This is a genomic window from Amycolatopsis sp. NPDC114505 (genome assembly GCF_055633615.1).
This window is the reverse complement of record NZ_JBVKDV010000007.1, coordinates 1-25586: the sequence shown is the minus strand read 5'-3', so window position 1 is coordinate 25586 and position 25586 is coordinate 1. Positions and strand designations below refer to the sequence as shown.

Genomic DNA, 25586 nt, shown 5'->3' with positions numbered 1-25586 from the left:
ACATCCGACCAGTCCGTGAAGTGAGGTGGCCCCGATGCCGACCCGCATCGCCGAGAACCCGGCCGTGGCCCTCGACGCCTGGTTCGCCCCGCTGGCCGCTGACCCGGCCGGTGCGGCGGCGTTCGTCGCCGAGGTCGCCGACCGCGTCTCCCGACGTCCGCGTGTGCTCGTCCCGGGCGGTGGCCCGGTGGCGGACAGGCTCGCGGCCGACGGGTATGCCGTCACCGAGGCAGGTTTCGACAGCCGGCCCGCTCAGCGCTTCGACGTCGTCTACGCCGGTTCGGACGTCCTTTCGCGGCTGCTCGTGCAGCGGGAGCAGGTCCGCCTGGTCCGCCGGCTCGCGACGCTCCTGCGTCCCGGCGGCGGGCTGGTGGTCCAGGGGTTCCACCCCGACCCGGCCCGCTGGGCGGCGCACCCGCTCGTCACCGGGCACGACTGCGCCCGCCAGACGCTGTTCCTGAGCGACGGGGTGCCGCTGCGCTACGTGTGGCCCGCGGAGCTGGACCTGATGGCCGAGCTGGCCGACCTCGCGCTGGACAGTCGCTGGGGCGGTTGGTACGGCGAGCCCGCCGCGTGCGGCGACCAGGTCGTTTCGCTCTACCGCAGCTAGCAAGTGCCCTAACGCAAGCCGGGTCCCCGCCGTGGTGGCGGGGACCCGGACTGCTGGGCGTGGGGGCGTGCTCAGACCGCGTCCGACATCTCGCCGACGAGGATGCTGTGGTGCAGCTTCCGCAGCGAGCTGCCGGGCTCGATGCCCAGCTGCTGGACGAGGTGCTGCCGGGCGGAGGCGAACGTCTCCAGTGCTTCGGCCCGGCGGTTCGACCGCAGCAGGGCCGTCATCAGGTACTCGTAGAACGTCTCGCGCAGCGTGTGCTCCTTCGCCAGCGCGGAAAGCTGCCCGACGACCTCGCGGTGCCGGCCGATCAGCAGCTCCGTCTCCATCAGCAGCTCCAGGCACTCCAGCCGGGTCTCCTCCAGCAGAGCGGCGTAGGCCTGGACGTCGGGGGAGTCGGTGAAGCCGCCGAACGCCTCGCCGCGCCACAGGTTCGCCGCTTGACGCAGGACAGCCGCGGCCTCCTTGTAGTTGCGGTCCCAGTACAGGGCCCGGCCGCGCTCGTAGAGGCGGGTGAAGCGGTCGGCGTCGAGCTCGCCGTCGGTGACGTGCAGTGAATAGCCGCGCGGGCTGGTCACGACGGGGCTGTCGTCGACGTCGTCACCCGTGCCGCGCAGGAGCTTCCGCAGCTGCGAGACGTAGACGTACAGGGCGGCGCTCGCCCGGGCCGGCGGGTGCTCTCCCCAGAGCTCGCCGATCAGGTGCTCGGTGGTCGCCACCTGGTTGCGCTTGACCAGCAGCACGGCGAGCAGCGTCTCGATCTTGCGCGCCCGCGGGGCGCTGACGCCGGGCCGCCCGCCGACTTTCATCTGCCCCAGTATCTCGTAGTCCATTTCCAGTGCCTCCGGTGTCCGCGTGTCGATCGGATCTGCCCGGCCTGGCGCCCCCAGTGTGTCCTCCAGCGCCCATGTGCCCGGTCCCACTCCGGCAGCGTACTAAACCGGGAGGTCGGTTTTCAAGACAAAACCGGGAGGTCGGTCGGTTTGTTCTTCGAGCGGTGGCCAAGTGCCTTGCCAGGGGCCGATTTCTGGGGTTCCCCTAGTTGTAAACCGGGCGGTTGGTATGTAATCATGATCGGGACGCGCAGGGTCCCTGCGCCGGAACGGCACGAGCGGAGGGGACCGACGGTGACCAAGCAGGCACGCTCGGAACACACGCGGCGCCTGTTGCTGGAGGCCGCGGCCGTGCTGCTGCACCGGGACGGCTACGCCGCCACCAGCATGGTGGGCATCGCGCAGGCGGCCGGCGTCACCAAGGGTGGCCTGTACTTCCACTTCTCCTCCAAGGACGAGATCTGCGACGAGGTGCAGATCGCCGCGACGGAGGTGCTGCGCGCGCACGTGGGCCGTCAGCTCGCGGTGGCACGGCCCGCCCTGCGGCGCCTCGCCGAGCTCAGCCGCGCCCTCATGCACTGGCTCGAAACCGATCCGAAGGTCGGCGCGAGCTTCCGGATGGCCCGCGAGATGGGGTCCGTCGACGAGCGGTTCGTCGTGTTCTCCCGGACCTGGCTGGCGCAGATCCACGAGTACGTCGCCGACGCGATCGACGGCGGCGAGCTCGGCGCCGACGTGCCGCTCGAGACCGCGGAGCTGCTGGTGGTCGTCACGTGCGTCGGCCTCGAATCCGTGGTCTCCAGCCGGATCGTCGTGCCGGACAGCGACCTCGCGGTGACGCTGGGAAAGCTGTGGCGGCTGATCGAGCTGGCCGAGCGGTCACCGCGCCCGACGGCGGGGGCGGGAGCGTGACGGGAAAGTAAAGAGGGCGGTCCGGCAGAGTTCCCGGCCGCCCGTTCCTCGGGTGTGGTCAGACCGTGGCGGCCTCGGCCGACGTGCCCGCCGGCAGGAACCGGTGCAGCCGGCGCGGCGGTACCACCGACGTCAGGATCGTGTTCCACATGAACGTGATCCGCTCCAGCAGGTCGGCGCGCCCGGTCAGGACCTGCGAGCTCAGCTGGATCCCGGTGAACGACGCCTGCACGAACTGCGCGAGGTCGTGCGCGTTGATCTCCTTGCGCACGTCACCCGCCGCCTTCGCGGCGAGCAGGCAGGCGTGCAGCGTGTCGACCCACCGCTTGTAGGCGTTGTTCGCGGGCGAGATGAACGAGCCCTGCTCGATGACCAGCCGGATGCTGGCCCGCACCCGGACGTCGGACTGCAGGCTGGCCGCCATGCCCTGGGTGAGGTCGATGACCGTCTGCAGCCCCGGGTTTTCGATCTCCGCGAGCGGGTCCGAGACGGTGAACTGCTCGTCGATCAGCGCGTCGGCCAGATCTTCTTTCGACTTGAAGTGGAAGTACAGCGCGCCTTTGGTGACACCCGCTTCGGTCAGGATGTCCGACAGGCTCGCGCCGAGGAAGCCGACCGCGTCGAACCGGGAGGCCGCCGCCTCGAGGATCGCGTTCCGTGTTTGCTCGGCACGTTCTTGGCGAGCCACGCCCAGCCCCTCTCGCTCGTGGCCGGCCGGTCCACAGTAGACCATTCGGCGGTACCTCATGCGTCAATGGCCAGTCTACGTCCCAGGGGCAGGGAAAGCCACTAAAAAAAACCGCTCGGTTGGTATGGTTTTAGGTGTCCGGTTCGGCTACAAATGAAGCGGGGGAGTACTGGGGTACTGGGGTAGCAAATTCTAGGAGGACCGTCATGGTCGGCACCATCCTTCAGGAGTCTGCGCGCGAAATTTCCGATCCGAAGATCATCGACGTGGCCGTGGCGCGCGCGGTCGACTTCCAGCAGACGATCCCGCGGAGCCTCGTGCACCGCGCGGCCGTCTCGGAGGTCTTCGTCACCGATCTGAACATCCTCGGCGAAGGCCGGTTCGAGGTGGGCGCGCAGTGGCCGCGCCGGCACAGCTTCTTCGGGCCGCGGACGCCCGTGTTCCACGACCCGATGCTGTACGCGGAAACCATTCGCCAGGCGGCGTTGCTGATCGCGCACCGTGCTTACGGCGTTCCGCTGAGCCACAGCTTTCTGTCCGACCGCAAGGATTACTCGGTCGAGGAGACCGGGCTGGCCACGCTGGGCCGGCCGGTCGACGTGGTGCTGAGGGTCACCGCGCACGACGTCGAGTACCGGGGCAAGAACGTCGGCGGCATGCGGCTGGACTTCGAGTGCTTCCGCGACGGCCGCCGCATCGGGACGGCGTCGGAGCGCTGGCGCTGCGTGTCCTCGGCGGTCTACCGCCGGGTCCGGGGCGACCACTTCGCGGCGACCCCGTTCCAGGCGGCGGCCCTGCCGGGCGTCGCCCCGGCGTCGGTCGGCCGGGACCGCGCGGAGGACGTGCTGGTGGCGGCCACCCCGAAGGAGGGGACGTGGGCACTGCGGTTCGACCCGGACCACGCGGTGCTGTTCGACCACCCGGCCGACCACGTACCGGGCATGCTGCTGCTGGAGGGAGCGCGCCAGGCGGCCCTGCTGGCGATCGGCGACCCGTACGCCCTGCCGGCGCTCGCGGACTTCCGGTTCGACGCGTACGTGGAGTTCGACTCCGAGTGCCTGTTGGTGGTCGAAGCGGACAAGGCCGGCCCGGAGCGCACGAGGACGGTCCGGGTCGAAGTCCGCCAGAAGGGCGCGACGGCGGCGAGCGGCACACTGGGGATGCGCTTGTCGTGAGCGCGGGTGAGCCGGACATCCTGCTGACCGGCGCCACGGGTTTCGTGGGCACGGCGGTGCTACGAGACCTGCTCGGACGAGGAATGGGCCCCCGCGTCCGCATCCTTGTCCGGCGCCCCCCGCCGGCCTGGATGACCGACGCGGGAGTGAGGACGTGGCGAGCCGACCTCACCGACCCGGGGGCGCTGGCGGGGGCGTGCACGGGGATTTCGACGCTGGTGCACTTGGCGTCGCAGGTCGGAGGGGATCCCGGCCTGTGCACGGCGGTGAACGAGCGGGGAACGGCGAACCTCCTGGCGGAGGCGGGGAGGGCCGGCACGGGGAGGGTGCTGTACCTGAGCACGTGCGCGGTGTACCGGGACGGAGTGCACCGGGGGGCAGAGGTACCGGCGGAAGGGACGGCGGACCGGAGCGGCCTGGGGGCCGCCTCCGGCCCGCCGCCCGAAGAGCCTGGGATGGCGGCGGATCTGGGGCCACCACCAACCGGGGCGGACGGGGGTTTGCCGGGTGAGTCGGGGGACGGGTCAGCGCCCAAGCCGGGGCCGCCGTCGACCCGGGCGGATGGGGGTTTGCCGGGTGGGTTCGGGTCGCTGGCCAGCGGGGATGGGGCAGCGGCCGAGCCGGGGCCGCCACCGACCCGGGCGAACGGGGGTTCGCGAGGTGAGTTGGGGTCGCTGACCTGCGGGGATGGGTCAGCGGCCGAGTCGCAGGCGAATCCGGGCCCGTCGGCCTGGTGCCCGGAGGTCGGGCCGGAGCCTGCGGCCCGCCGGGGCGCCCTGGCGGGCGAACGCCCGCCGACCGGCCCCAGGCCGGCGGCCGAGCCGGGACGGTCGGGCGGCGGGCGTGGCGTGGCGGATCAGGGGCTGCACGCTGGGGCGAAGTTGGTGGCGGAGCAGGGGCCGCCGACCGGCTGCGATGGCTTGTCGAGCGAGCGCTGGCCTACCGAGCCCGAGCCGGGGCGGTCGGGCCGCGGGAGTGGCGTGGCGGGCCGAGGGCCGCACGCTGGGGCGGAGTCGGCGGCGGTGCAGGGGCCGCCCGCCGGCCGTGGCAACCCGGCGGGCGAGCGCCTGCCTACCGAGCCCGAGCCGGGATCGTCGGGCGGCGGGAGTGGCCTAGCCGACCGGGGGCTGCACGCTGGGGCAGAGTCGCTGGCGGTGCAGGGGCCGCCGACCGGCCGTGGCAACCCGGCGGCCGAGCGCCCGCCCATCGGGCCCGAGCCGAACCCGCCAGCCGCCGGGAGTGGCGTGACGAGCCGAGGACCGCACCCCGAGCCGACAACGCCCCCAAGCCCACCGACCACCCAAAACAACCACCCGCCCCCAGACTCCGAGCTGGTCACCGACCCAACCTCCCCCACCAGCCGCAGCAGGCTGGCCGGGGAGCGGCTCGTCCTGGCGGCCGGCGGCACCGTCCTACGGCCGCACCTCATCCACGGCCCCGGCGACCGCCACGTCGTGCCCGCGCTGGTCCGCTGGATCCAGGCGGTCCCGGCCTGGGCCGAGGGCGGCGCAGCCCGCACGTCGCTAGTCGCCGTGGCCGACTTAGCCGCCGCCATCGCCGCACTGGCCCTGGATCCCAGCCTGACCCGGCCAAGCGAGGTCCTCCACGTAGCCGACCCCCTCCCGGTCACGATCCGCACCCTGGTCACCGCCGTCTGCGACCTGCTCGACCTCCCACCCCCCACCAACGACCTGCCCCTGACCGAACACCGCGACCGCACCCGAGCCGCCCTCCCGTGGCTCACCGACCACCAGTACTCCCTGCTCACACGGGATCACTGGTACGAGAGCACCCGCATCTGGGAACTCACCGGCGTCACACCGAGCTCCCGCCTGGCCGAGGCCACGGACTGGTACCGCGAGTCACTCCCGGAAAACTGACCGCGGATCACAACTGGGGTCGTCGTACATCGGCGGGCACCCGTGCTCGACGGCCCGCAGTTCGAAGTGCCACGGTTCGTTGCGGTAGATCTGGCACAGCCCATACCGGGCGCCGTGCGCGGACAGCCACGCCCGGGCCGCCGCGGGCCCGATGTCCACCGCGTCTCCCGAAACGTGCGCGGACGTGTCGGGCGTCGCCACCCACCTGGCGGCGGCCGCCGCCGATCCGTACTTCACCACCGCCGCCGCGAGCAGATTCGCCTGGTACTCGCGCGAACGCCGGCCACTGTTGACGACGAACGCGATCCCGGCGTCCATCGAGGCTCGGCGCAAGGCGTCGAGCAGCGCGGGGTCGAGGCCGGTCACGGCCGGGGTCTCGTCGAAGACCGTCACAGGAGACATGCCCGCAGTCAAGGCGACGCCGTGTTGCCGGCCCGTATCCCGCTTTCGATATGCCGGCGATATCGATCAGCTCGTAGCATCGGAACCGTGCGTGTGCTGATCGTCGAGGACGAGCCCTACCTGGCGGAAGCCGTCCGCGACGGCCTGCGCCTGGAAGCGATCGCCGCCGACATCGCCGGCGACGGTGACACCGCCCTCGAACTGCTCGGCGTCAACGCCTACGACATCGCCGTCCTCGACCGCGACATCCCCGGCCCCTCCGGCGACGAGGTCGCGGAACGCATCGTCGCCGGAGGCAGCGGCATGCCGATCCTCATGCTCACCGCCGCCGACCGGATCGACGACAAGGCGTCCGGGTTCGGCCTCGGCGCCGACGACTACCTCACGAAGCCGTTCGAGCTGCGGGAACTCGTGCTCCGGCTCCGGGCGCTCGACCGGCGGCGCGCCCACAACCGGCCACCCGTCCGGGAGATCGCGGGCCTGCGCCTGGACCCGTTCCGCCGCGAGGTCCACCGCGACGGCCACTACGTCGCGCTCACCCGGAAGCAGTTCGCCGTGCTCGAAGTCCTCGTCGCGGCCGAAGGCGGTGTCGTCAGCGCCGAAGAGCTCCTCGAGCGGGCGTGGGACGAGAACGCCGACCCGTTCACCAACGCCGTGCGCATCACGGTTTCGGCCCTGCGCAAGCGACTCGGCGAGCCCTGGGTCATCGCCACCGTGGCCGGGGCCGGCTACCGCATCGACACCTGAGGAGACCGTGGACCGGAAGCCGGGGCTGAGCGTCCGCCTCAAACTCACCGTCAGCTACGCCGGCTTCCTCATGCTCGCCGGCGCCCTGCTGCTCCTGACCGTGTGGGCGTTCCTGCGCAGCCACCTGCCCGAAATCGCGGTCATGCCCGGCGGGGTGCTGAACCGCGCCACCCTGATGAGCACCTTCACGTCGGCCGCGGGCGTGGTCGTGGTGTTCCTGCTGGTGTTCGGTCTCCTGGGCGGGTGGATCCTCGCCGGCCGCATGCTCGCCCCGTTGACCCGCATCACCGACGCCACCCGCATGGCCACCGACGGATCGCTGTCCCACCGGATCCGGCTCGACGGCCGCAAGGACGAGTTCCGCGAGCTCGCCGACGCCTTCGACGCGATGCTCACCCGCCTCGAAGCGCACGTCGCCGAGCAGCAGCGGTTCGCCGCCAACGCTTCCCACGAACTGCGCACGCCGCTGGCGATCTCGCAGGCACTGCTCGAGGTGGCCCGCACGGATCCGGCGCAGCTCTCCGGTGAGCTCGTCGACCGCCTCCACGCCGTCAACACACGGGCGATCGACCTCACCGAGGCCTTGCTCCTGCTCAGCCAGGCCGACCAGCGCTCCTTCACCCGGGAACGCGTCGACCTGTCGCTCGTCGCGGAAGAGGCCACGGAAACCCTGCTGCCCCTGGCGGAAAAGCGCGGCCTCGCCATCGAGACGTCCGGCGAAATCGCGCCCACGCACGGATCGCCGGCGCTTCTCCTGCAGCTGACCACGAACCTCGTGCACAACGCGATCGTCCACAACCGGCCCGGCCGCGGCACGGTGTGGGTGACGACCGGCGTCGGGTCCAAGACGGTGGCGCTCACCGTCGAGAACACCGGCGAGCCGCTCACCCCGCAGCTGGTTTCCACGCTCGTCGAACCGTTCCGGCGCGGCACCGAACGCATCCGCGCCGACCACGCGGGGGTCGGCCTCGGCCTGGCGATCGTCAAGAGCATCACCCAGGCCCACGACGGGACCCTCACCCTGACCCCCCGCCCCGGCGGCGGCCTCCGCATCAGCGTCGAGCTGCCGCGCTGGTGGCTGCGCTGACCGCGGCTACCCGACGGGAAAGTCGAAGTACGTGTCCGGGTAGGGCTCGTCCCGCAACGAGTAGTGCCACCACTCGGCGTCGTACGGAACGAACCCGCACGTCTCCATCACGGACCGGAGGTGACGCCGGTTTCTCGCTTCGGCCGGCGTGACCGCCGTCGCGCCGTGGTGGGAGATCACGTCCATCAGGTCGTGGTCACCGCCCATCGCGGCGAGCTCACCGGTGGCCAGGTGGTAGAGCGTCAGATCGACGGTGCTGCCCCGGCTGTGCCCGGACTTCGCGGCCACGTAACCCTTTTCGAACATCTCCGCCCGGTCGATGTTGGGGTAGTGCCGCGGCTTCGTCCGGCCGTCCTCGGGCCGCCGTGACCAGCGCAGGAAGCAGTCCACGGCGCGCTGCGGGCGGTAGCCGTCCCACAGGAGCAGGCCGAAGCCGAGGGATCCGGCTTTCTCCTGCGCTCTTTCCAGGGCCGTGCACAGCGCCCGCGTGCCGACGACCCGGTTCGTCAGGTAGCCGTCCACGGGTTTGCCGGTGAAGTTGTCCCAGGTGGCGTACTTGGCGTCCCAGCGTATTCCGGGCGCGAACTCGTCCACGAAGACGAAGTCGTCCTTCACTGGAACTTCCCGGTCAAGGCCAGCGACACCAGCCGGTCGAGCACCTCGCCGAGCGGCAACCCGGCGGCCGCCATCATCCTCGGGTAGCGGCTGTACGAAGTCAGCCCGGGCAGGGTGTTGACCTCGTTGAGGACCACTGTCCCGTCCTCCTTCAGGAACATGTCCACCCGCGCGAGTCCCCGGCAGCCCAAGGCGCGGTAGACGGCCTTCGCCGTCTCCTGGACGAGCGCGCGCGACTCCGGCGAGATGTCCGCGGGAACGATGAACGTCGAGTTCTCGGAACCGCTTTCGGGGTCGCTTTCCTGGTGGATCTTGAAGAAGCCGTGGGAAAGCGCGACGCGGTCCAGTTCGCCCGCGATCAGGTCCTGGTCGTTCCCCAGGATCGAACACCCGATCTCGCTGCCGGCGACCGCCGCCTCGATCAGCACCTTCGAGTCGTACCGCCGCGCGGCCTCCACCGCACTCGGCAGCTCCTCCTCGCGGGATACCTTGCTGACGCCGAAAGACGATCCCGAGCGGGCCGGCTTGACGAAGACGGGATAGGTGAGCCCGGCGGGATCGACGGTCTCGTCCGCCGTGACGGTCCGGAACTCCGGCGTCGCGATTCCCGCGTTCCCGGTGACGAGGTAGGTGAGCGACTTGTCCATGCACAGAGCGGAACTCGGGACGTCACAGCCGGCGTAGGGGACGCCGGCGAGTTCGGCTAAACCCTGCATCGCGCCGTCCTCGCCGAGCCTGCCGTGCAGGAGGGGCAGCACGACGTCCAGCCTGATCGTCTCGTACTGTCCCCGCCCGAGGACGAGCAGTCCGTGGACGCTTCGGTCTGGCGAGAGCACCACCGGACGGCCGTCTTCCCAGCCCTCGCCGGGGCCGTCGCACAGCCGCCACTCGCCGGTCTTCGTGATCCCGATCCAGAACGGTTCGTATTTTTCGGTGTCGAGGTGTTTCGCGACCTCTCGCGCGGATTTGACGGAAACGGGATGTTCTTCCGTGGATCCCCCGAAGATGATTCCGACTTTAACCCTGTCCATGCTGTTTCCCGCTTTCGAAGGTCAGGCAGTTGACGAGACTGTTTTCGACGGTGTCGCTCAGTGCGTGGTCCGTGTAGTACGCGGTGTGCGGGCTGATCAGCACATTCGGCATTCTTTGCAGCTTCAGCAGTGCTTCGCTTCCGACGGGCCCGTTCCGGCGGTCGGCGTAGAAGATTCCTTCTTCTCCTTCGAGGACGTCCAAGGCCGCGCCGCCCAGCTTTCCGCTCTCCAGCGCGAGGATCAGCGCTTCGGTGTCGAGCAGGGACCCGCGTCCGGTGTTGATGACGACCGCGCCGCGCCGCATCTGCTCGATGCGCCGGCGGTCCAGGAGGTGATGGGTACTCGCGTCGAGTGGCGTGTGCAGCGTGACCATGTCGCTCTGCATGAGCAGGTCGTCGAGCGGAACGTAGTCAGCGGAAGTCTGCGGACGGCTATCGTAAGCGAGCGTCTGGCACCCGAAACCCCGCAGCCGGTCGATGACCGCGGCGCCGATGCGTCCCGTCCCGATCACGCCGATGGTCAGGTCGCGCAGTTCTTTCCCGCGTACTTCACCCAGCCGGTAATCGTGGACCTCCGCGCGGCCGAGGACGGATTTCGCGTTCCGCGCCGTCATCAGCATCAACATCAGGGTGTAGTCGGCCACGCTGTCGGGGGAGTAGGCGACATTTCCCACGGAAATGCCGACGCGCCGCGCGTAGTCGACGTCGATGTGGTCGAACCCCGCGCTCCTCGTGGAGATGTACTCCACCCCGGCCCGGCTGAGCGCGAAGAGAGCGGAATCGGTGATCCGGGTCTTGTGCCCGACGCTGACGCACCGGTTGCCGGCCGCCAGTTCGCTGGTGGCTTCGGACGCGGCGGCGTCGGTGATGGTCGGCACGACGCCGAAGCGAGGCGCCAGTTCCCGGAACAGGACGGCCTCGTCCGGCTCGCACCCGTAGATCGTGATTCCCGTAGCCGCCGCGGCCGGATGAGGCGCGGCCGCTGTCCGTGCTGGTCCGCGGTGGGTCATGCCGGCCAGTCAAACCGGCCTCGTGTTGCCGTCACGTATGCGGTTTTCGATAAGCCGGCGATATCCCGCGTCAGATGTCGCCACCGATCGGCGCGTCCCAGCCGCCGCACCGCCGACGCGCACAATCTTCCGGGAGGCTCGGACCCGGTGTTGACGCACTCCGGCGCCAACCTCGGCATGCATTCGACCCTGTGCACAGAGCTTCTCGACGAGCATTTCGACGTCCAGGGCCCGTTGGCGAGACGATCACCTGCGTCGACAGCGAGTGAGGCTGCGGACACCGTAAGCGCCGCTCAGATCGCCGCGGTGCCACCGTCGACGGCCAGTTCCATCCCGTTCACGTAGCTCGAGTCGTCGGAGGCGAGGAACAACGCGACGGTCGCGATCTCCTCGGGCCGGCCCATCTCTCCCCGCGGGATCAGGGACTCGAACTGTCGCATCGTCGCCTCGTCGAACAGCTCCTCCTGCTTCGCCGTGGCGACCTGGCCGGGAGTCAGCACGTTCACGCGAATCCGCCGGTCCTTCAACTCGGACAGCCAGACGCGGGCGTAGGCCTGCTGGACGGCCTTGCTCGCCGCATAGACGCTCCACTCGGGGTAGCCCTTGAGTGAAGCGTTGGACCCGGTCATGAAGATCGAGCCGCCATCGTTGAACAGCGGCAGCGCTTTCTGCACGGTGAAGAGCGTGCCGCGCGCGTTGAGCCCGAAGGCGGCGTCGAAGTGCTCCTCGGTGATCTCGCCGAGCTTGCGCTGCTCACCCATCCCGGCGCTGGCCCACAGGACGTCGATGGAGCCCTTCTCCCGCTTGACGGTGTCGAACAGGCGGTCCAGATCCGCCAGGTCGGCGGCATCGCCCCGCACACCGGTGACGTTCCGCCCGATCACCTCGACGGCCTCATCCAGCGCTTCCTGCCGCCGTCCCGAGATGAAGACATACGCGCCTTCATCGACGAACAGCTTGGCACCGGCCAGCGCCATACCGCTGGTACCGCCCGTGATCACCGCGACCTTGCCATCGAGCTTTCCCACAACCACTCCTTAAGTACACCGCTCTGTGTCCTTAACGTAGCCCGACGGCCACCTGGAGCGCAAGCTATGTACACCGATCAGTACCCAACTCGGCTAGACTGGGAAGATGACGGAGTTGGAGAAGGGCCCCCAGGGCGTCCGCCGCGGCAGGGGCGCGCGCGAGCGCATCCTCGGCGCGTCACAGGAGCTGTTCCGCGAGCAGGGCATCAACCAGACGGGCATGGACCAGCTCTGCGCGGTGGCCCAGGTGTCGAAGCGAACGGCCTACCAGCACTTCACCGGCAAGGACGAACTGGTCGCCGAGTACCTGCGCCGCTTCGACCCCGGGGTGATGCCAGAAGTGTTCGACCGTGCAGACCTCACGCCCCGCGAGCGTCTCCTGGCGGCATTCGACCTGCCGACAAAGGAAGGCATCACACCGCTGTGCCCCTTCATCGCGGCATCGGTCGAAATCCCCAACCCCGACCACCCCGCCCGCCAGTGCGCGCAGGACTACAAGAAAGCCATCGCCGCACGGCTTGCCGAAGCGGCTCGCGAAGCGGGCGCCTCCAACCCGGAAGAGCTAGGGGAACAACTGGCCCTACTCCTGGACGGCGCGTCAGCCCGCAACCGAGCCACCAACACCGAAACGTTCCCGACGGCCGCGGCCATCGCTGCCATCCTCATCGACAACGCCATCCCTGCAGCGACCCGGCAATGAGGGCACTGGGCGATGACCTCATCGGCAACCACGAACTCCACGGGAGCTTGCCGCTGTCCGAGGTCGTCCGGTCACTGCCTCCCGGCAAGCCAATCACCGATTGACTTCCATTGGAACTTTTCACGCCAGGAACTTTCGGGTGCAAGCCAGCCGATGAGAGCATCTCCCGCCTTCTCGCGCGAAATGGTCAAAGTCTGGTAGTGATTGTCCGAATTCCCTTCTCGGTACTCCAGTTGATAGATACCTTCAGGTTGAAGTCGCACTTGAATGTAGTGCTCACTGCCGCTAGCGCTTTTCTCGCGTTCAAGGATGACGTGACCACCTCGAGGTAGTCCTTCCAGGACTGCACGAATATTGCTCTCGTCAGGCGCGTTCACACTGAGGCCTGCAGATGTTCGCAACAAGACCACCGCTGCCTCCCTGGCAACTTCGCCGTCGACGGCGCGGGACCGGTACTGCTCGGACCAGTGATTGACCTCGGCGGCGAAGGGCTCAAAGCGTCGGCTTGCCCGGCTGATAGAGCCAGGTGCGGAAGAACGAATCGAGGTTGCGGTTGGTCTGCCGCTCGACGAACTGGATGAACTGCCGCGTCGAGACATTGCCGTACCGGTGAGCCGTCGGCCATGACCTGAGCACTCCGAAGAAAGCGCGGTCGCCGATCTTCATGCGCAGCGCCTGCAGTGTCATCGCGCCGCGGTTGTACACCAGGTCGTCGAAGATGCGATCACGTCCGGGGTCGGCGACCGCGCCGCTCCAGTCCTTCTCGTCGGCGTACGTCTTCGCGAAAGTCTGTTGCACCGGGACGCCGTTGAACTTCTCCTGGTACAGCCACTCCGAGTAGGTCGCGAAGCCTTCGTTGAGCCAGATGTCCGACCAGTGCACCGGAGTGAGGCTGTCGCCGAACCACTGGTGGCCGAGCTCGTGGGCGAGCAGGTCGCCGTCGACGTCGCTGGTGCTCTGGTCGTAGACCGGCCGGCTCTGGGTCTCGAGGGCGTAGCCGACGCCGACGTCGGCGAGGATGCCGCCGGTCGAGTCGAACGGGTACGGCCCGTACACCGACGACTCCCACTGGATGACCTGCGCCGTGGTCTGGTTGAACACCTTGCCCTGACCGGGTTTGGTGTCGATCGACTGGCCGATCGCGGTGATGTTCGGCAGGCCGCCGGCCGTCACGCCGCGGGTGACGTTGTAATTCCCGATCGCGATCATGGCCAGCTCGCTGGCCATCGGGCGGTTCATGCTCCAGCGGAAGGTGGTCTGGTGATCGCGCGTGGTGGTGGGCCCGGGTTCGCCGTTGGCCACCACGGTGAGTCCGGTCGGGACGGTGATGGTCTGCGTGTAGGTCGCTTTGTCGTCGGTGGTGTCGTTCACCGGGTAGTAGGTCGCCGCGCCGATCGGCTGGTTGAGCGCGATCGCGCCGTCCTTGGTGGCGACCCAGCCGGACAGGCCCAGCGCGGGATCGTCGATCTTCTGCGGGACGCCGGTGTAGCTCACCGAGACGACGAACGGGCTGCCCTTCCGCAGTCCGTACGGCGGGGTGATCACCAGCTCCTGGGCACCGCTGCGGGTGAAGGTGGCGTTCTGGCCGTTCACCGAGAGCTTGCTGATCGTCAGCGGTCCCTGGAAGTCCAGGTCGAAGCGGGAGAGATCCTGGGTGGCCGTGGCGAAAATCGTCGTGGTCGCGTCGATCGCCTTGGTTTTGGGGCTGAACGCCAGCCGGATGTCGTAGTGGCCGACGTCGTAGCCGCCGTTGCCCATGTCGGGGAAGTACGGATCCCCGGCGCCCGACGCACCGGGCGAGTACCGCGGCGCTGGTGCCGCATCAGCCGCCGTGCTCGTCGCGGCCAGCAGACCTACGGACAGGGCGCAAGAAATGATCACCAAGTGGCCACGGCTACGGTTGACGCCTCGCATGGGTCCTCCTCGGCAATCATCGACGCTGAAGAGTAGGTCCGACCCGCCACACGGATCAACCGGCACGCTCGTCGACGGTGCTCTGCGTCGACGAAACGTGACCACTCAGAAGCGAAGTGTCACCCCCAGGTCTCGTTCGAGCCGTCTCGCGCGTGACCGCTTCGTGTCCGAAATGTTCACCCGCCCTCGTGCTTGCCCGATATAGTCGCTGGCCAGGGCCTTGCACTGCCGGGCCCGTCCTTGGGGGGAAGAAAAACGATGAGCGGGTTCGTCTCCGCGGCTTTGGCATTTCCTGCCGTGCTCTTCAGCTTCCTGCTGGTCGTCGTGATCGGCTACTGGGGGCTGGCCCTGCTCGGCGTCCTCGACATCGAAGACGGTGACATCGGGTTCTTCGGCGGCGTCCCGCTGTCCCTCTCGTTGTCGCTGTTCGTCGCGTTCAGCTGGTTCCTCAGCCTCGTCGGCACGGTCCTCATCGAAGACTCGCCCCTGCGGATCCCGCTCGGCTTCGGCGTCCTGGCCGGAGCGCTCGTGGGCGGGGCGCTCGGCACCCGGCTGGTCATCGTGCCGTTGCGCCGCGTCTTCGCCGGGGCCGAACCGACGCGGCAGGACTTCGTCGGCCGGGTCGCCGTCGTGCGGACGTCGAGTGTCACCGAGGACTTCGGGCAGGCCGAAGCCACCGCTGCCGACGGCTCGTCGGCGATCATCCAAATTCGACTGGCGGGCGAAGGCAACCTCGGCGTGGGCAGCCGCGTTGTCCTCTACGACTACGACTCCGCGGGTGAGTTCTTCTGGGTCGGTCCCATGGAACTCGAAGCAGAAAAGGACTGAACCGGAATGGATGCCATCGGCCTGGGGGCCGGCGTGTTGATCGCCGTCGTGGCCCTGATCGTCCTGGTGCTGCTGTTCGTCGTGAGCCGGCTGTTCCGCAAGGTGCCGCAGGGCAAGGCGCTGATCATCTCCAAGGTGCGCAAGGTCGACGTCACCTTCACCGGCGCGATGGTGCTGCCCGTGCTGCACAAGGCCGAGGTCATGGACATCTCGGTGAAGACGATCGACATCGAGCGCACCGGCCAGGAAGGCCTGATCTGCCGGGACAACATCCGCGCCGACATCCGGATCTCGTTCTTCGTGCGGGTCAACAAGACGGTCGAGGACGTCGTGAAGGTCGCCCAGGCGATCGGCACCGAACGCGCGAGCGACCAGGGGACCCTGCAGGAACTGTTCAACGCGAAGTTCTCCGAGGCGTTGAAGACCGTCGGCAAGCAGCTCGACTTCGTCGACCTCTACACCAAGCGCAACGAGTTCCGCGACCAGATCATCCGCGTCATCGGCACCGACCTGAACGGGTACAGCCTCGAAGACGCGGCGATCGACTACCTCGAGCAGACCCCGATGGCTTCGCTGGATTCGGCGAACATCCTCGACGCGCAGGGCATCCGCAAGATCACCGAGCTGACGGCGATCGAGCACGTGCGCACCAACGAATTCCGCCGCCACGAAGAAAAAGAGATCACGCGCCAGAACGTGGACGCGCGGGAGGCGATCCTCGAACTCGAGCGACGCCAGGCCGACGCGGAAATCAAGCAGCGTCGCGAAGTCGAGACCATGCGGGCGCGCGAAGAAGCCGAGATCGCGAAGGTGCAGGCCGAGGAGCGGCTCAAGTCGCAGGCCGCGCAGCTGCGCACCGACGAGCAGCTCGGCATCCAGCAGCAGAACCAGCAGCGCGAGATCGAAGTCGCCGGCAAGAACCGCGAACGCGTCATCGCCATCGAGTCCGAGCGGATCGAAAAGGACCGCCTGCTCGAGGTGATCGGCCGCGAGCGCGAGACCGAGCTGTCCCGGATCTCGAAGGACAAGGAACTCGAAACCGAGAAGCGGTCGATCGCCGAGGTGATCCGGGAGCGGATCGCCGTCGAGAAGACCGTCGCCGAGCAGGAAGAGAACATCAAGAAGCTGCGGGTGGTCGAGGAGGCCCAGCGCACCCGCGAGGCGGTCGTCATCCGCGCCGAGGCCGAAGCCCAGGAGAACCTGGTCAAGGGCATCAAGGCCGCCGAGGCCGCGGAGCAGGCCGCCAAGCACAAGGCCCGCGAGGAGCTGACCCTCGCCGAGGCGCGCCAGCAGACCGCCGAGCTGGAGACGCGGGCCAAGATCCGGCTCGCCGAAGGCATCCAGGCCGAGGAGGCCGCCGCCGGGCTCGCCGCCGCGCAGGTGCGGGAACGCGACGCCGTCGCGCTGGAGAAGGTCGGCCGCGCCGAGGCGATCGTCGAGCGCGAGAAGGCCGTCGTGATCGCCGAAGCGTTGCGCGACAAGCTGAAGGGCGAAGCCGAGGGCCTCACCGACAAGGCCGCCGCGTTGGCCGCGCTCGACAGCGCGAGCCGGGAGCACGAGGAGTACCGGCTGCGGCTGGACGCCGAGAAGGAGATCCGGCTGGCCGCGCTCGAAGTGCAGCGTGACGTCGCCGAAGCGCAGGCGGTCGTGCTCAGCGCCGGCCTGGAGAAGGCCGACATCGACATCGTCGGCGGCGAGACCATGTTCTTCGACCGGGTGGTCGGCTCGATCGGCCTCGGCAAGAGCGTGGACGGCTTCGTGCAGCACTCCGACGTCGTCCAGTCGCTCGCGCGGCCCTACCTCGACGGGTCGGCCAGCTTCACCGACGACCTCGCCAAGCTGATCGGCGCGGTGAGCACCGAAGACGTGAAAAACCTGACGCTGTCGGCCTTCCTGGCGAAGCAGCTGCAGGCCGGCGGGCCGGACAGCGACAAGCTCCGTGAGCTGATGACCACGGCGCAGAAGCTCGGCCTCGCCGAGACGTCGGTCGCCACCGTCGTCGCCGCGAAGCAGTGACGGCGGCCGCAACGGAGCTGGACGCGGGCACCTATGACGTGCTCCGCGTCCGGCTGGCCGCCCAGGCCGCCGAGCTGGCGAAACGCGCGGACGAGCTCAACGCGCGGCGGCTGGAGGTCTTCGGCAGCGCGCAGCTCGCGCTGGTCGGCACCGAACGCATCCGCACCGCCAACAACTGCGTGCCCCGGGACATCGTCGCGGTCGACGGGCGGATGTTGTTCGGCTACAACGTCTTCATCGGCCTGAAGCCCGAGACGGCGATCGACGACGTCTTCTCGCTGCAGCGCTTCAGCCGCGACGAAGACGCGTTCCGCTTCGACGACGTCAGCGCCGAGGAACTGCCCGAACTGCTGCGTGACGAGCAGTTCGGGCGGGACTTCGGCGAGCTGTACCGGTACTACCGGCAGGCGAAGCTGCTGCAGCTGCGCCGGCTGGACGGGAAGCTGCTCGCGGTGTTCCAGATCGGCCCGCGCACCGAGGACATCCGGGTGCTGCGCTGGGCCGTCGCGGCCGACGGCACTGTGTCCTACTTGGACAGCCGCGGCGAGCGCGACCACGTGTTCCCGCCGTCGCACGACTTCGAGTGGATCGAGACGACCCGCGAGGACCACGTCCTCGGCCGGCACCCGCACATCTCGATCGAGGACGAGGTCTTCGTCGAAACCGTCGGCGGCAACCTGACGGTCAAGGTCGAGAACAACACCGAGACCGGCGCCGGCGTGTACGCCGAGCCGGTGGACGAGCCGCTGCAGAGCCTCGCCGACGCCGAGGTATCCTACGCCCGGATCGGCCCGCTGATCCTGCTGCGCATGCTGCCGTACAAGGAAACCACGAACCGCTACCTGGTGTTCAACACGCGCACCCAGGACGTCGTGCGGCTCGACGGCATCGGGCAGGCCTGCCAGCGGCTCCCCGAGGACCACGGCATCATCTTCCCCGGCGGCTACTACCTCGACACCGGCGTCAGCAAGACGTTCGACACCACTGTGGACGGTCTCGAGTTCGAGCGCGTGATCCGCTCGCCCAACGGCGAGGACGTGCTGTACGTCTTCCACGCGCGGGCCGAAGGGCGCTCACTCCTGCTGCCCTACAACGTGATCCGCAAGGAAGTCGCCAACCCGATCCCGTGCCACGGGTACTCGCTGTTCGACGACGGCACGATGATCCTGTTCCGCGCGCTGTCCGACGAACCGAGCCGGGTCCACCCGATGCAGGTGTGGCGGACGCCGTTCCAGTCGGACACCTACGCCGCGTCGCAGCCGACCGGCACCGGACCGCTCGAGCGGGTCGGGAACGCCGACCTCGTCCGCGGGATCTCCGACTGCCTGTCGATCACCAGGATGATCGGGGAAATGGCGCCGTCGGCGGCGGTGTTCGAGGCGCTGATCGCCGCCTGCGGGCGGGTCTTCGACCACTACCACTGGCTGGGCGAGAGCGAGCTGGGTGACCTGCGCTCGCCGCTGTCCGACGTCCGCGTCACCGCCGAGCAGGTGCTGGACGAGTTCGAGACGGTCACCTCGCTGACCGCACAGGCGGCCGAAGCCGTCGACACCGCGGCAGCCGACACGGCGTCGCTCGTGCGGCGGGTGCGGGGCGAGGCGCTGAACGCGGCGGACGCGTGGGTGCGGCGCCTGGCCGAGATGCACCGGGCGCGCGGGCGGCTGGTCACCGTGCGGGAACTGCGGTACGCCGACACCACCCGCGTGGACGAGCTGATCGCCGGGCTGGACACCGAGTTCTCCGAGGCCGCGCAGCGGGCCGTGCGGTTCCTGCAGGGCGAGGAGGCGTTCACCGGCTACTACGCCGAAGTGGACGGGCTCATCGCGGCGGCGGGCGCGATCAAGACGGTCGCCGAGGCGGGTCCGGTCGCCGAGCAGCTCGACGAACAGTCCGCCGGTCTGGAGGTCCTCACCGACGTCGTGGGCGGGCTGGACATCGCCGACGCCGTCGTCCGGACCAAGATCCTGGAGCGCGTCGGCGAGGTGATCGGCGCCGTCAACCGCGCCCGTGCCACGCTCGACGCGCGCCGCAAGGAGCTCCTGGAGACCGAGGGGCGGGCGGAGTTCGCGGCCGAGTTCGCGCTGCTCGCGCAGGCCATCACGGGTGGGCTCGCGGTCGCGGACACCCCCGAGCGCTGCGACGAGCAGCTGGGCCGGCTGCTGCTGCAGCTGGAGAACCTCGAATCGCGGTTCGGGGAGTTCGACGACTTCCTGACCTCGCTCGGGGAGAAGCGCACCGACGTCTACGAGGCGTTCTCCTCGCGCAAGCAGGCGCTGCTCGACGAGCGGGCGCGGCGGGCGGACCGGCTGGTCGAGTCGGCCGGGCGCATCCTCGGCAGCGTGACGCGCCGGGTCGGTTCGCTCGGCTCGGCGGAGGAGATCAACACCTACTTCGCGGCCGATCCGATGGTCTCGAAGCTGCGCAGCGTCGTCGAGGACCTGCGGGCGCTCGGCGACCAGGTGCGGGCCGAGGAGCTCGAAGGCCGGGTGAAGGCCGCTCGCCAGGAGGCCGGCCGGGCCCTGCGCGACCGGCTCGACCTCTACGGCGAGGGCGGCGAGACGATCCGCCTCGGCCGCAACACCTTCGCCGTCAACACCCAGGACATCGACCTGACGCTGGTGCCGCACGACGGGACGATGAAGTTCGCGATCACCGGCACCGACTACCGGGCGCCGGTGCGCGACGCCGCGTTCGAGGCGACGCGGCCGTACTGGGAGCAGCTACTGGTCTCGGAGTCGCCGGAGGTCTACCGGGCCGAGTACCTCGCGACGTCGATCCTCGCCGAGCGGCCGGCGGCCGAGCTGGTCGAGGCCGACCTGCTCGACGTCGTCCGGAGCGTGGCCGCGGAGCGGTACGACGAGGGGTACGCGCGCGGGGTCCACGACCACGACGCCGCCGCGATCCTGGGCGCCCTGCTGCGGCTGCGGTCCGCCGCGGGGCTCCTGCGTTACCCGCCGTCCGCCCGGGCGGCGGCCCAGCTGTTCTGGGCGTTCGGCGCCGACGAGCGGGCGCGCGCTGCCTGGACGACGCGGGCCGCATCGCTCGCGCGGGTGCGGGAGGCCTTCGGTTCTGTGCCCGCACTCGACGAGCTGGCACGGGAGCTCGGGGAGGCGGTGACGGCGTTCACCGGCGGACTTGGGCTCGAGACCGAGTTTTCGGGCGAGTACCTGGTCGAGGAGCTCGCCGTCGCGCCGGCCGGGTTCGTCACCAGCGGTGGCGCCCGGGCGGTGCTGGACAAGTTCCGGCTGGACCGGCGGAGCTTCGCCGAAGACCTGGGTTCCCTCGACGACCTGGCGGACCGGTACCAGCTCGCCGACGCGTGGCTGCGGTCCTTCGCGGACTCGGCCGGGCTGCCGGTCGACGAGCTGCCCGAAGCCGTCGCGATCGAGCTGTGCGACCTGCCGCGGTACGACTCGTCGGCGACGCTGACGGCCACTGTGGACGGTCTGCTCGGCGCGCACCCGCGGATCACCGGGCGGTCGGTGACGGTGCGGCTCGACGAGACGCTCGCCAGGACGCAGCGCTTCCGCCGCGACCGCGTGCCGGGTTTCCGCGCGTACCAAAGGTTGCGCAACGACCTGGTGGCGGCCGAACGCGACCGGCTCCGGCTGGAGGAGTACAAGCCGAAGGTGATGAGCGCCTTCGTGCGGAACCGGCTGCTCGACGAGGTCTACCTGCCGTTGATCGGCGACAACCTGGCCAAGCAGCTCGGCGCAGCCGGCGACGCCAAGCGCACCGACCAGTCCGGTCTGCTGCTGCTCATCTCACCGCCGGGGTACGGCAAGACGACGCTGATGGAGTACGTCGCCAGCCGCCTCGGACTGGTGTTCGTCAAGGTCAACGGGCCGGCGCTGGGCCACGACGTCACCTCGGTCGACCCGGCGGACGCGCCCAACGCGACCGCGCGGCAGGAGGTCGAGAAGATCTCGTTCGCGCTGGAGCAGGGCAGTAACGTGCTGCTGTACCTCGACGACATCCAGCACACGTCGCCGGAGTTGCTGCAGAAGTTCATCTCCCTGTGCGACGCGCAGCGGCGAATGGAGGGTGTGTGGGAGGGCCGCACGCGGACGTATGACCTGCGCGGCAAGCGTTTCGCGGTGTGCATGGCCGGAAACCCGTACACCGAGCAGGGCAAGCGCTTCCGCATCCCCGACATGCTCGCCAACCGCGCGGACGTCTGGAACCTCGGCGACGTGCTGTCCGGCAAGGAAGAGCTCTTCGCGCTCAGCTACGTCGAGAACGCGCTGACGTCGAACGCCGTACTGGCGCCCCTCGTGTCCCGCGAGCGGTCCGATGTGGACACCCTGGTCCGAATGGCCCGCGGCGACGGTTCCGTGCGCGCCGACCAGCTCTCGCACGCGTACTCGGGCACGGAGCTGGAGCAGATTCTGTCAGTTCTCCGGAAACTCCTGCGGGTCCAGCGAACCGTGCTGACGAACAACCAGGCCTACATCGCTTCAGCGGCGCAGGCAGACGCTTCACGCACCGAACCGCCGTTCCAGCTACAGGGTTCGTACCGGAACATGAACAAGCTCACCGAGCGGATAGTGCCGGCGATGAACGACACGGAGCTCGAGTCCCTGATCGACGACCACTACGCAGGCGAGGCGCAGACGCTGACGTCGGGCGCCGAGGCAAACCTGCTCAAACTGGCCGAGCTACGGGGACGGCTGTCCCCTCCGCAGGCTCAGCGGTGGGCCGACGTAAAGGCGGCATACGTACGCGAGCAGGCCCTGGGCGGCGACGGCAAGGACCCACTGAGCCGAGCGGTCGGCGCGGTGGGCCTGCTGGCCGACCGAGTAGGCGCGGTCGAGACGGCCATCGAGCGGGCGGCTCAGCAGCTGGCACGGGAAGAGGCTTGATTGCTCTGAGATGCAGCGGATCGCGAGTCAGGCTTGTGCGCTGGCTCGCGGCACTGCTTCGCGATAGCTCGGACTTCGGATGCCGGCCGAATGGTCACTGGAGACCTTTGTGACACAGCGTCAAGTAATTGGGGCTGAGTCGTCCGCTAGGTAGCTCGAACATGTGGTGAACAGCAGACCGTCGCGTCCATCGGGCCGGACATGGTGATGCCGGGAGACGGTCGAGCTTGTCCTGGGGCCGCGATACGAGTGCCACGGAGAAGCCGTTGCGGCCGAACACCTTGGCGATGGACAGGCCCAGCCCTGGGCCGGCACCGACGATGGCGATAGTGGGCGTCAAATGGCGTCGGAAACCGCAGAGATAACCACGGGACGGGTCAGCCGCGGGTGTCCAGACCAGGGGCGCTTCGCGGATCCATGCGTCGTCCTCGATCGTCTGGACGAGGAACTGGGCGAGGTCGGCGCGGTTGATCCGTGCGCCGGGCTTTTCGGTGCCGGGCTCGGCGGCCCGCACGGGGCCACCGACGGGCTTGTCGGCCAGGGTGACGGCACGGGCCAGGGTCCAGTCGATGCCGGACGAAGCGCGGATGACCTGGTCGACGCCACTGTGGTCCGCGAAGCCTGCCTTGATGTTCGACAGCTTGATGAACGCCTTCACCAGCGGGTTGAGCCGGGCCCAGTCGTCGCCCGCGCCCTGCGTGGACGTCAACACGATGCGGCGGATGCCCTGCTCGCCCATGACGGTGAGAGTGTGGCGGGCGGCGTCGGTCATGAACGTCGGCGGGCTGACCGGCTTGGCCCATGGGTTGTCGGAGGCACGGCCGTTGTTCAGCACGCTGATCACGGCCTCGGTGCCTTTGGCGGCCCGGCGGATGTCGTCGATGTCGGCAGGGGTGCCCTGGATCAGTTCGACGCCGGCCGGTGCCCGCACCGTGTCGGGGTTGCGGACGAGGGCGCGGACGTGGTGGCCGCGTCGGGCTGCGTACTCCAGCACGTGAGCGCCGGTGCGGCCGCTGCCGCCGAAGACCAGGAGGTTGCTCATGGTGATCAAAATGCCTTTCGGGGAGTTCAGGGGTGGATCAGGCGGCCGGCCGACCGGTCAGGGCAGAGCCCAGGCGGCGGGCCTCGTCGTGCGACTTGGTCATGGACGCCTCGTGCGTCGGGAGCAGCGGGGCCGGCATCAGCACGTGTGGGGCCGGGATCAGGCGCGCTCGGGGACGGCGCAGCCGTCCGGTCCGCAGACCGGGGCATCGCCGGCGAGGGTGAGGGGGCGCCTGTCGTCCCAGGCCTCGCGCAGCAGTTCAAGGAAGCTGTCGCTGTCCTGGGCGCCGGGCACGCCGTAGCGGTCGTCGACGACGATGAACGGCGCGCCGGTCGCCCCCAGGCGCTGGGGGCGGGCCGCGTCGTCGCGGACCTGCCGGCGGTAGCGGCGGTCGGTGAGGGCCTGGCGGCTCTGCTCGCGGTCCAGGCCGAGCTCGTCGGAGAGCACCAGGAGATCGTCCAGGGAGAAGACCGGCTCGGCCTTGCCGAAGTAGGCGGTGAAGATCGCGTCCCAGGCCTCGCGGTTCTTGCCCTGGGCGCCGGCGTGGGCGAGGAACTCGTGGGCCAGGTCGGTGTTGCCGACCTTGTTGTCCAGCACCTGGTAGGGGATCAGGCCCTCGCTTTCGGCGAGCTTCTCGATCCGCCGGGTCGAGGTCTCGGCCTGGCTGCCGCCCATACCGTGCCGGCGGAGCAGGGCCTCGCGGACGGAGAAGGTGTCGCCCTCGGGGAAGCTGCTGCTGAGCGGGAACGAGTGGTGGACCAGGTGCACCTCGTCCGCGTGCTCGAACCGCTCGATGGCCTTGGCCACCCGGTGGTTCCCCAGGCCGCACCAGGGGCAGGTCACCTCGGACCAGATGTCCACCTTCATCACGCACCTCCATTTCTTACAACTTGTGTGTAACGCCATGGTGGACCAGTATGGAAGGCGATACAAAAGGCACACCGGTGTGCGTACCGGAGAGGAATGTGCGTCATGGAGACGGCCGACGGAGCAGAGGTGACGGCACGAGCGGCGGCGATCGGGCCGTGCGCGGCCATCCCCGCCGAGCACATGGAGTTCATCCGCCAGACCCTCGACCGCGTCGGCGACAAGTGGAGCCTGCTGCTCATCGCGGTCCTGGAGTCCGGACCGCTGCGCTACACCCACCTGCAACGGCAGGTCCCGGGCATTTCCCAGCGCATGCTCAGCCTCACCCTTCGCCAGCTCCAGCAGGACGGCCTGATCACCCGCACCGCCTACGCCGAGGTACCCCCGCGCGTCGAGTACACCCTCGCCCCGCTGGGCCGCGGCCTGCACGAGATCGTCACCTCGCTGATCGGCTGGGCCGCCGACCACCACGACGAGATCCGCGCCAACCGCGAGCGCACCGCAACGGCCGGACCATAACCACCACGCAAGCGGTCACGGACACGATGCGTTTGATAGGTGGCCGCTCATGAAACAGGCGATCCTCTGGCGGTCCAGTCCCGGCTTGTGAGCGACCACTTCAAGCGCGTGGAATCGCGCGACCACCCGATGTCCACCTGCACCGCCCCGCGGGCTGCCTGTCCGTCGACAAGCCCGCCGTGTTCACCGAGACCCACCGCGTCCTGGTGCGAGGCGGCCGGGTCGGCATCACCGACGCCCACCTCACCCCGGAGCAGCGCGCCGAACGCGGCGGCCACCTCGGCTGCATCGCCGGAGCGCTCGCCTTCGCCGAGTACCGCGCCAGCCTGGAAGCCGCAGGGTTTCCGATATCCAGGTCACCCGACCCCCACAGTTGCCGACGGGATGCACTCCGCGATCATCCGAGCCACCAAACCCGCTGGCTCCGAGCAAACAGCACCGCCGACAACGACACCGCCAGCGCCTGCTGCGGCGTCAACGCGTGCTGTACCCCAGGCGAGACGCTGTCGACCCCGCTACCTCTGTCACGGAGGCGAAAACGGCGGCCGACTGCTCATGCCCGTCCTGACCTGATTGATGAATGGGTGTCGACCTCGGCGTTCGCTCAGGCGACACCGGGCAGCATCGGCCCCTGATCAATCATCGACCGAACCGGTCTACATGACGAAACCGAGTCAATCGACGTCATGTGTCCAAAATACGTCTGTGGAGCTAAGGGGACTCGGGTCTGCCCAGACTTCGGTTGACACCGGAGCTGACTGTTTCTCAGGCCGCTGCTGCGGTCGTGTAGATGGTCTCAAACTCGACCGGGGTGAGCT

At 69.2% G+C, this 25586-nt stretch carries 23 protein-coding genes and 1 pseudogene; 13 read left to right on the top strand and 11 right to left on the bottom strand.

The features are described from left to right. Positions 1-34 precede the first annotated feature (34 nt). Positions 35-610 (top strand): methyltransferase domain-containing protein, encoded by a 576-nt coding sequence (locus ACZ7OU_RS49030; RefSeq protein WP_470260603.1) that lies wholly within the window; start codon positions 35-37, stop codon positions 608-610. Between the two features lie 71 nt (positions 611-681). On the opposite strand, the gene ACZ7OU_RS49025 is transcribed toward ACZ7OU_RS49030, so the two are convergent. Further along, positions 682-1446 (bottom strand): AfsR/SARP family transcriptional regulator, encoded by a 765-nt coding sequence (locus tag ACZ7OU_RS49025; RefSeq protein WP_470245442.1) that lies wholly within the window; start codon positions 1444-1446, stop codon positions 682-684. A gap of 294 nt (positions 1447-1740) precedes the next feature. Here ACZ7OU_RS49025 and ACZ7OU_RS49020 point away from each other — a divergent pair, with 294 nt between their 5' ends. After that, positions 1741-2358 (top strand): ScbR family autoregulator-binding transcription factor, encoded by a 618-nt coding sequence (locus tag ACZ7OU_RS49020; protein WP_470245441.1) that lies wholly within the window; start codon positions 1741-1743, stop codon positions 2356-2358. Between the two features lie 58 nt (positions 2359-2416). Here the strand turns inward: ACZ7OU_RS49020 and ACZ7OU_RS49015 are convergent, their stop codons facing one another. Then, positions 2417-3046 carry a ScbR family autoregulator-binding transcription factor gene (locus ACZ7OU_RS49015; RefSeq protein WP_470245440.1) on the bottom strand — a complete coding sequence of 210 codons (630 nt, stop codon included), beginning with the start codon at positions 3044-3046 and terminating at the stop codon, positions 2417-2419. Positions 3047-3252: 206 nt separating this feature from the next. Here ACZ7OU_RS49015 and ACZ7OU_RS49010 point away from each other — a divergent pair, with 206 nt between their 5' ends. The 3 genes and pseudogenes from ACZ7OU_RS49010 (at position 3253) to ACZ7OU_RS49000 (ending at position 6101) form a co-directional block, all read left to right on the top strand. Further along, on the top strand, positions 3253-4221 hold the full coding sequence (locus tag ACZ7OU_RS49010) for a ScbA/BarX family gamma-butyrolactone biosynthesis protein (protein ID WP_470260602.1): 969 nt from the start codon (positions 3253-3255) through the stop codon (positions 4219-4221). Then, positions 4218-4580 (top strand): annotated as a pseudogene (locus ACZ7OU_RS49005) (NAD-dependent epimerase/dehydratase family protein); the annotation flags it as partial. The gene ACZ7OU_RS49010 and the pseudogene ACZ7OU_RS49005, both read left to right, overlap by 4 nt. Before the next feature lie 885 nt (positions 4581-5465). Continuing rightward, a complete protein-coding gene (locus ACZ7OU_RS49000; protein WP_470260792.1) occupies positions 5466-6101 on the top strand; it encodes an NAD-dependent epimerase/dehydratase family protein in 636 nt (211 codons plus the stop codon). On the opposite strand, the gene ACZ7OU_RS48995 is transcribed toward ACZ7OU_RS49000, so the two are convergent. Beyond that, on the bottom strand, positions 6084-6503 hold the full coding sequence (locus ACZ7OU_RS48995; RefSeq protein WP_470260601.1) for a M15 family metallopeptidase: 420 nt from the start codon (positions 6501-6503) through the stop codon (positions 6084-6086). The genes ACZ7OU_RS49000 and ACZ7OU_RS48995 overlap by 18 nt on opposite strands. A gap of 87 nt (positions 6504-6590) precedes the next feature. Between ACZ7OU_RS48995 and ACZ7OU_RS48990 the strand changes: the two genes are divergently transcribed. Together ACZ7OU_RS48990 and ACZ7OU_RS48985 are read left to right on the top strand one after the other, a co-directional pair. Continuing rightward, positions 6591-7250: a response regulator transcription factor gene (locus ACZ7OU_RS48990; RefSeq protein WP_470245437.1), complete on the top strand. Its 660-nt coding sequence runs from the start codon at positions 6591-6593 to the stop codon at positions 7248-7250. A 7-nt stretch (positions 7251-7257) separates the two neighbouring features. Next, positions 7258-8337: a sensor histidine kinase gene (locus ACZ7OU_RS48985; RefSeq protein ID WP_470245436.1), complete on the top strand. Its 1080-nt coding sequence runs from the start codon at positions 7258-7260 to the stop codon at positions 8335-8337. A 6-nt stretch (positions 8338-8343) separates the two neighbouring features. Here ACZ7OU_RS48985 and vanX read toward each other — a convergent pair whose 3' ends face one another. The 4 genes from vanX to ACZ7OU_RS48965 form a co-directional block, all read right to left on the bottom strand. Continuing rightward, positions 8344-8952, bottom strand: coding sequence for a D-Ala-D-Ala dipeptidase VanX (gene vanX, locus ACZ7OU_RS48980; protein WP_470260600.1), 609 nt, complete (start codon positions 8950-8952; stop codon positions 8344-8346). Then, on the bottom strand, positions 8949-9983 hold the full coding sequence (vanA, locus tag ACZ7OU_RS48975) for a D-alanine--(R)-lactate ligase (protein ID WP_470260599.1): 1035 nt from the start codon (positions 9981-9983) through the stop codon (positions 8949-8951). Before vanA ends, vanX begins: the two co-directional genes overlap by 4 nt. Continuing rightward, positions 9970-10992, bottom strand: coding sequence for a D-isomer specific 2-hydroxyacid dehydrogenase family protein (locus ACZ7OU_RS48970; protein ID WP_470260598.1), 1023 nt, complete (start codon positions 10990-10992; stop codon positions 9970-9972). Before ACZ7OU_RS48970 ends, vanA begins: the two co-directional genes overlap by 14 nt. 293 nt (positions 10993-11285) lie before the next feature. Then, positions 11286-12020, bottom strand: coding sequence for an SDR family NAD(P)-dependent oxidoreductase (locus ACZ7OU_RS48965; RefSeq protein ID WP_470260597.1), 735 nt, complete (start codon positions 12018-12020; stop codon positions 11286-11288). 106 nt (positions 12021-12126) lie between these two features. On the opposite strand from ACZ7OU_RS48965, the gene ACZ7OU_RS48960 reads away from it, so the two are divergent. Next, positions 12127-12720 carry a TetR/AcrR family transcriptional regulator gene (locus ACZ7OU_RS48960; RefSeq protein ID WP_470260596.1) on the top strand — a complete coding sequence of 198 codons (594 nt, stop codon included), beginning with the start codon at positions 12127-12129 and terminating at the stop codon, positions 12718-12720. 71 nt (positions 12721-12791) lie between these two features. On the opposite strand, the gene ACZ7OU_RS48955 is transcribed toward ACZ7OU_RS48960, so the two are convergent. Both ACZ7OU_RS48955 and ACZ7OU_RS48950 read right to left on the bottom strand, forming a co-directional pair. Next, the gene (locus ACZ7OU_RS48955; RefSeq protein WP_470260595.1) at positions 12792-13130 is read right to left on the bottom strand and encodes a hypothetical protein; all 339 of its coding nucleotides are present in this window, start codon (positions 13128-13130) and stop codon (positions 12792-12794) included. An 82-nt stretch (positions 13131-13212) separates the two neighbouring features. Next, on the bottom strand, positions 13213-14601 hold the full coding sequence (locus ACZ7OU_RS48950; protein WP_470260784.1) for a M1 family metallopeptidase: 1389 nt from the start codon (positions 14599-14601) through the stop codon (positions 13213-13215). A gap of 291 nt (positions 14602-14892) precedes the next feature. On the opposite strand from ACZ7OU_RS48950, the gene ACZ7OU_RS48945 reads away from it, so the two are divergent. The 3 genes from ACZ7OU_RS48945 to ACZ7OU_RS48935 are packed head-to-tail and all read left to right on the top strand — an operon-like array spanning position 14893 to position 22340. Further along, positions 14893-15462 carry a hypothetical protein gene (locus tag ACZ7OU_RS48945; protein WP_470260594.1) on the top strand — a complete coding sequence of 190 codons (570 nt, stop codon included), beginning with the start codon at positions 14893-14895 and terminating at the stop codon, positions 15460-15462. 6 nt (positions 15463-15468) lie between these two features. Beyond that, entirely contained in the window at positions 15469-17478 is a 2010-nt protein-coding gene (locus ACZ7OU_RS48940) for a flotillin family protein (protein WP_470245426.1), read from the top strand. Further along, positions 17475-22340: a DNA repair ATPase gene (locus ACZ7OU_RS48935; RefSeq protein WP_470260593.1), complete on the top strand. Its 4866-nt coding sequence runs from the start codon at positions 17475-17477 to the stop codon at positions 22338-22340. The genes ACZ7OU_RS48940 and ACZ7OU_RS48935 overlap by 4 nt, the downstream gene beginning before the upstream one ends. A gap of 94 nt (positions 22341-22434) precedes the next feature. Here the strand turns inward: ACZ7OU_RS48935 and ACZ7OU_RS48930 are convergent, their stop codons facing one another. Beyond that, a complete protein-coding gene (locus tag ACZ7OU_RS48930) occupies positions 22435-23382 on the bottom strand; it encodes an NAD(P)-dependent oxidoreductase (RefSeq protein WP_470260592.1) in 948 nt (315 codons plus the stop codon). A gap of 159 nt (positions 23383-23541) precedes the next feature. Continuing rightward, entirely contained in the window at positions 23542-24249 is a 708-nt protein-coding gene (locus tag ACZ7OU_RS48925) for a DsbA family oxidoreductase (RefSeq protein ID WP_470260591.1), read from the bottom strand. 129 nt (positions 24250-24378) lie between these two features. Here ACZ7OU_RS48925 and ACZ7OU_RS48920 point away from each other — a divergent pair, with 129 nt between their 5' ends. Beyond that, positions 24379-24768: a winged helix-turn-helix transcriptional regulator gene (locus tag ACZ7OU_RS48920; protein ID WP_470260590.1), complete on the top strand. Its 390-nt coding sequence runs from the start codon at positions 24379-24381 to the stop codon at positions 24766-24768. 179 nt (positions 24769-24947) lie between these two features. Continuing rightward, positions 24948-25403: a hypothetical protein gene (locus tag ACZ7OU_RS48915; RefSeq protein ID WP_470260589.1), complete on the top strand. Its 456-nt coding sequence runs from the start codon at positions 24948-24950 to the stop codon at positions 25401-25403. Positions 25404-25586: the final 183 nt, after the last annotated feature.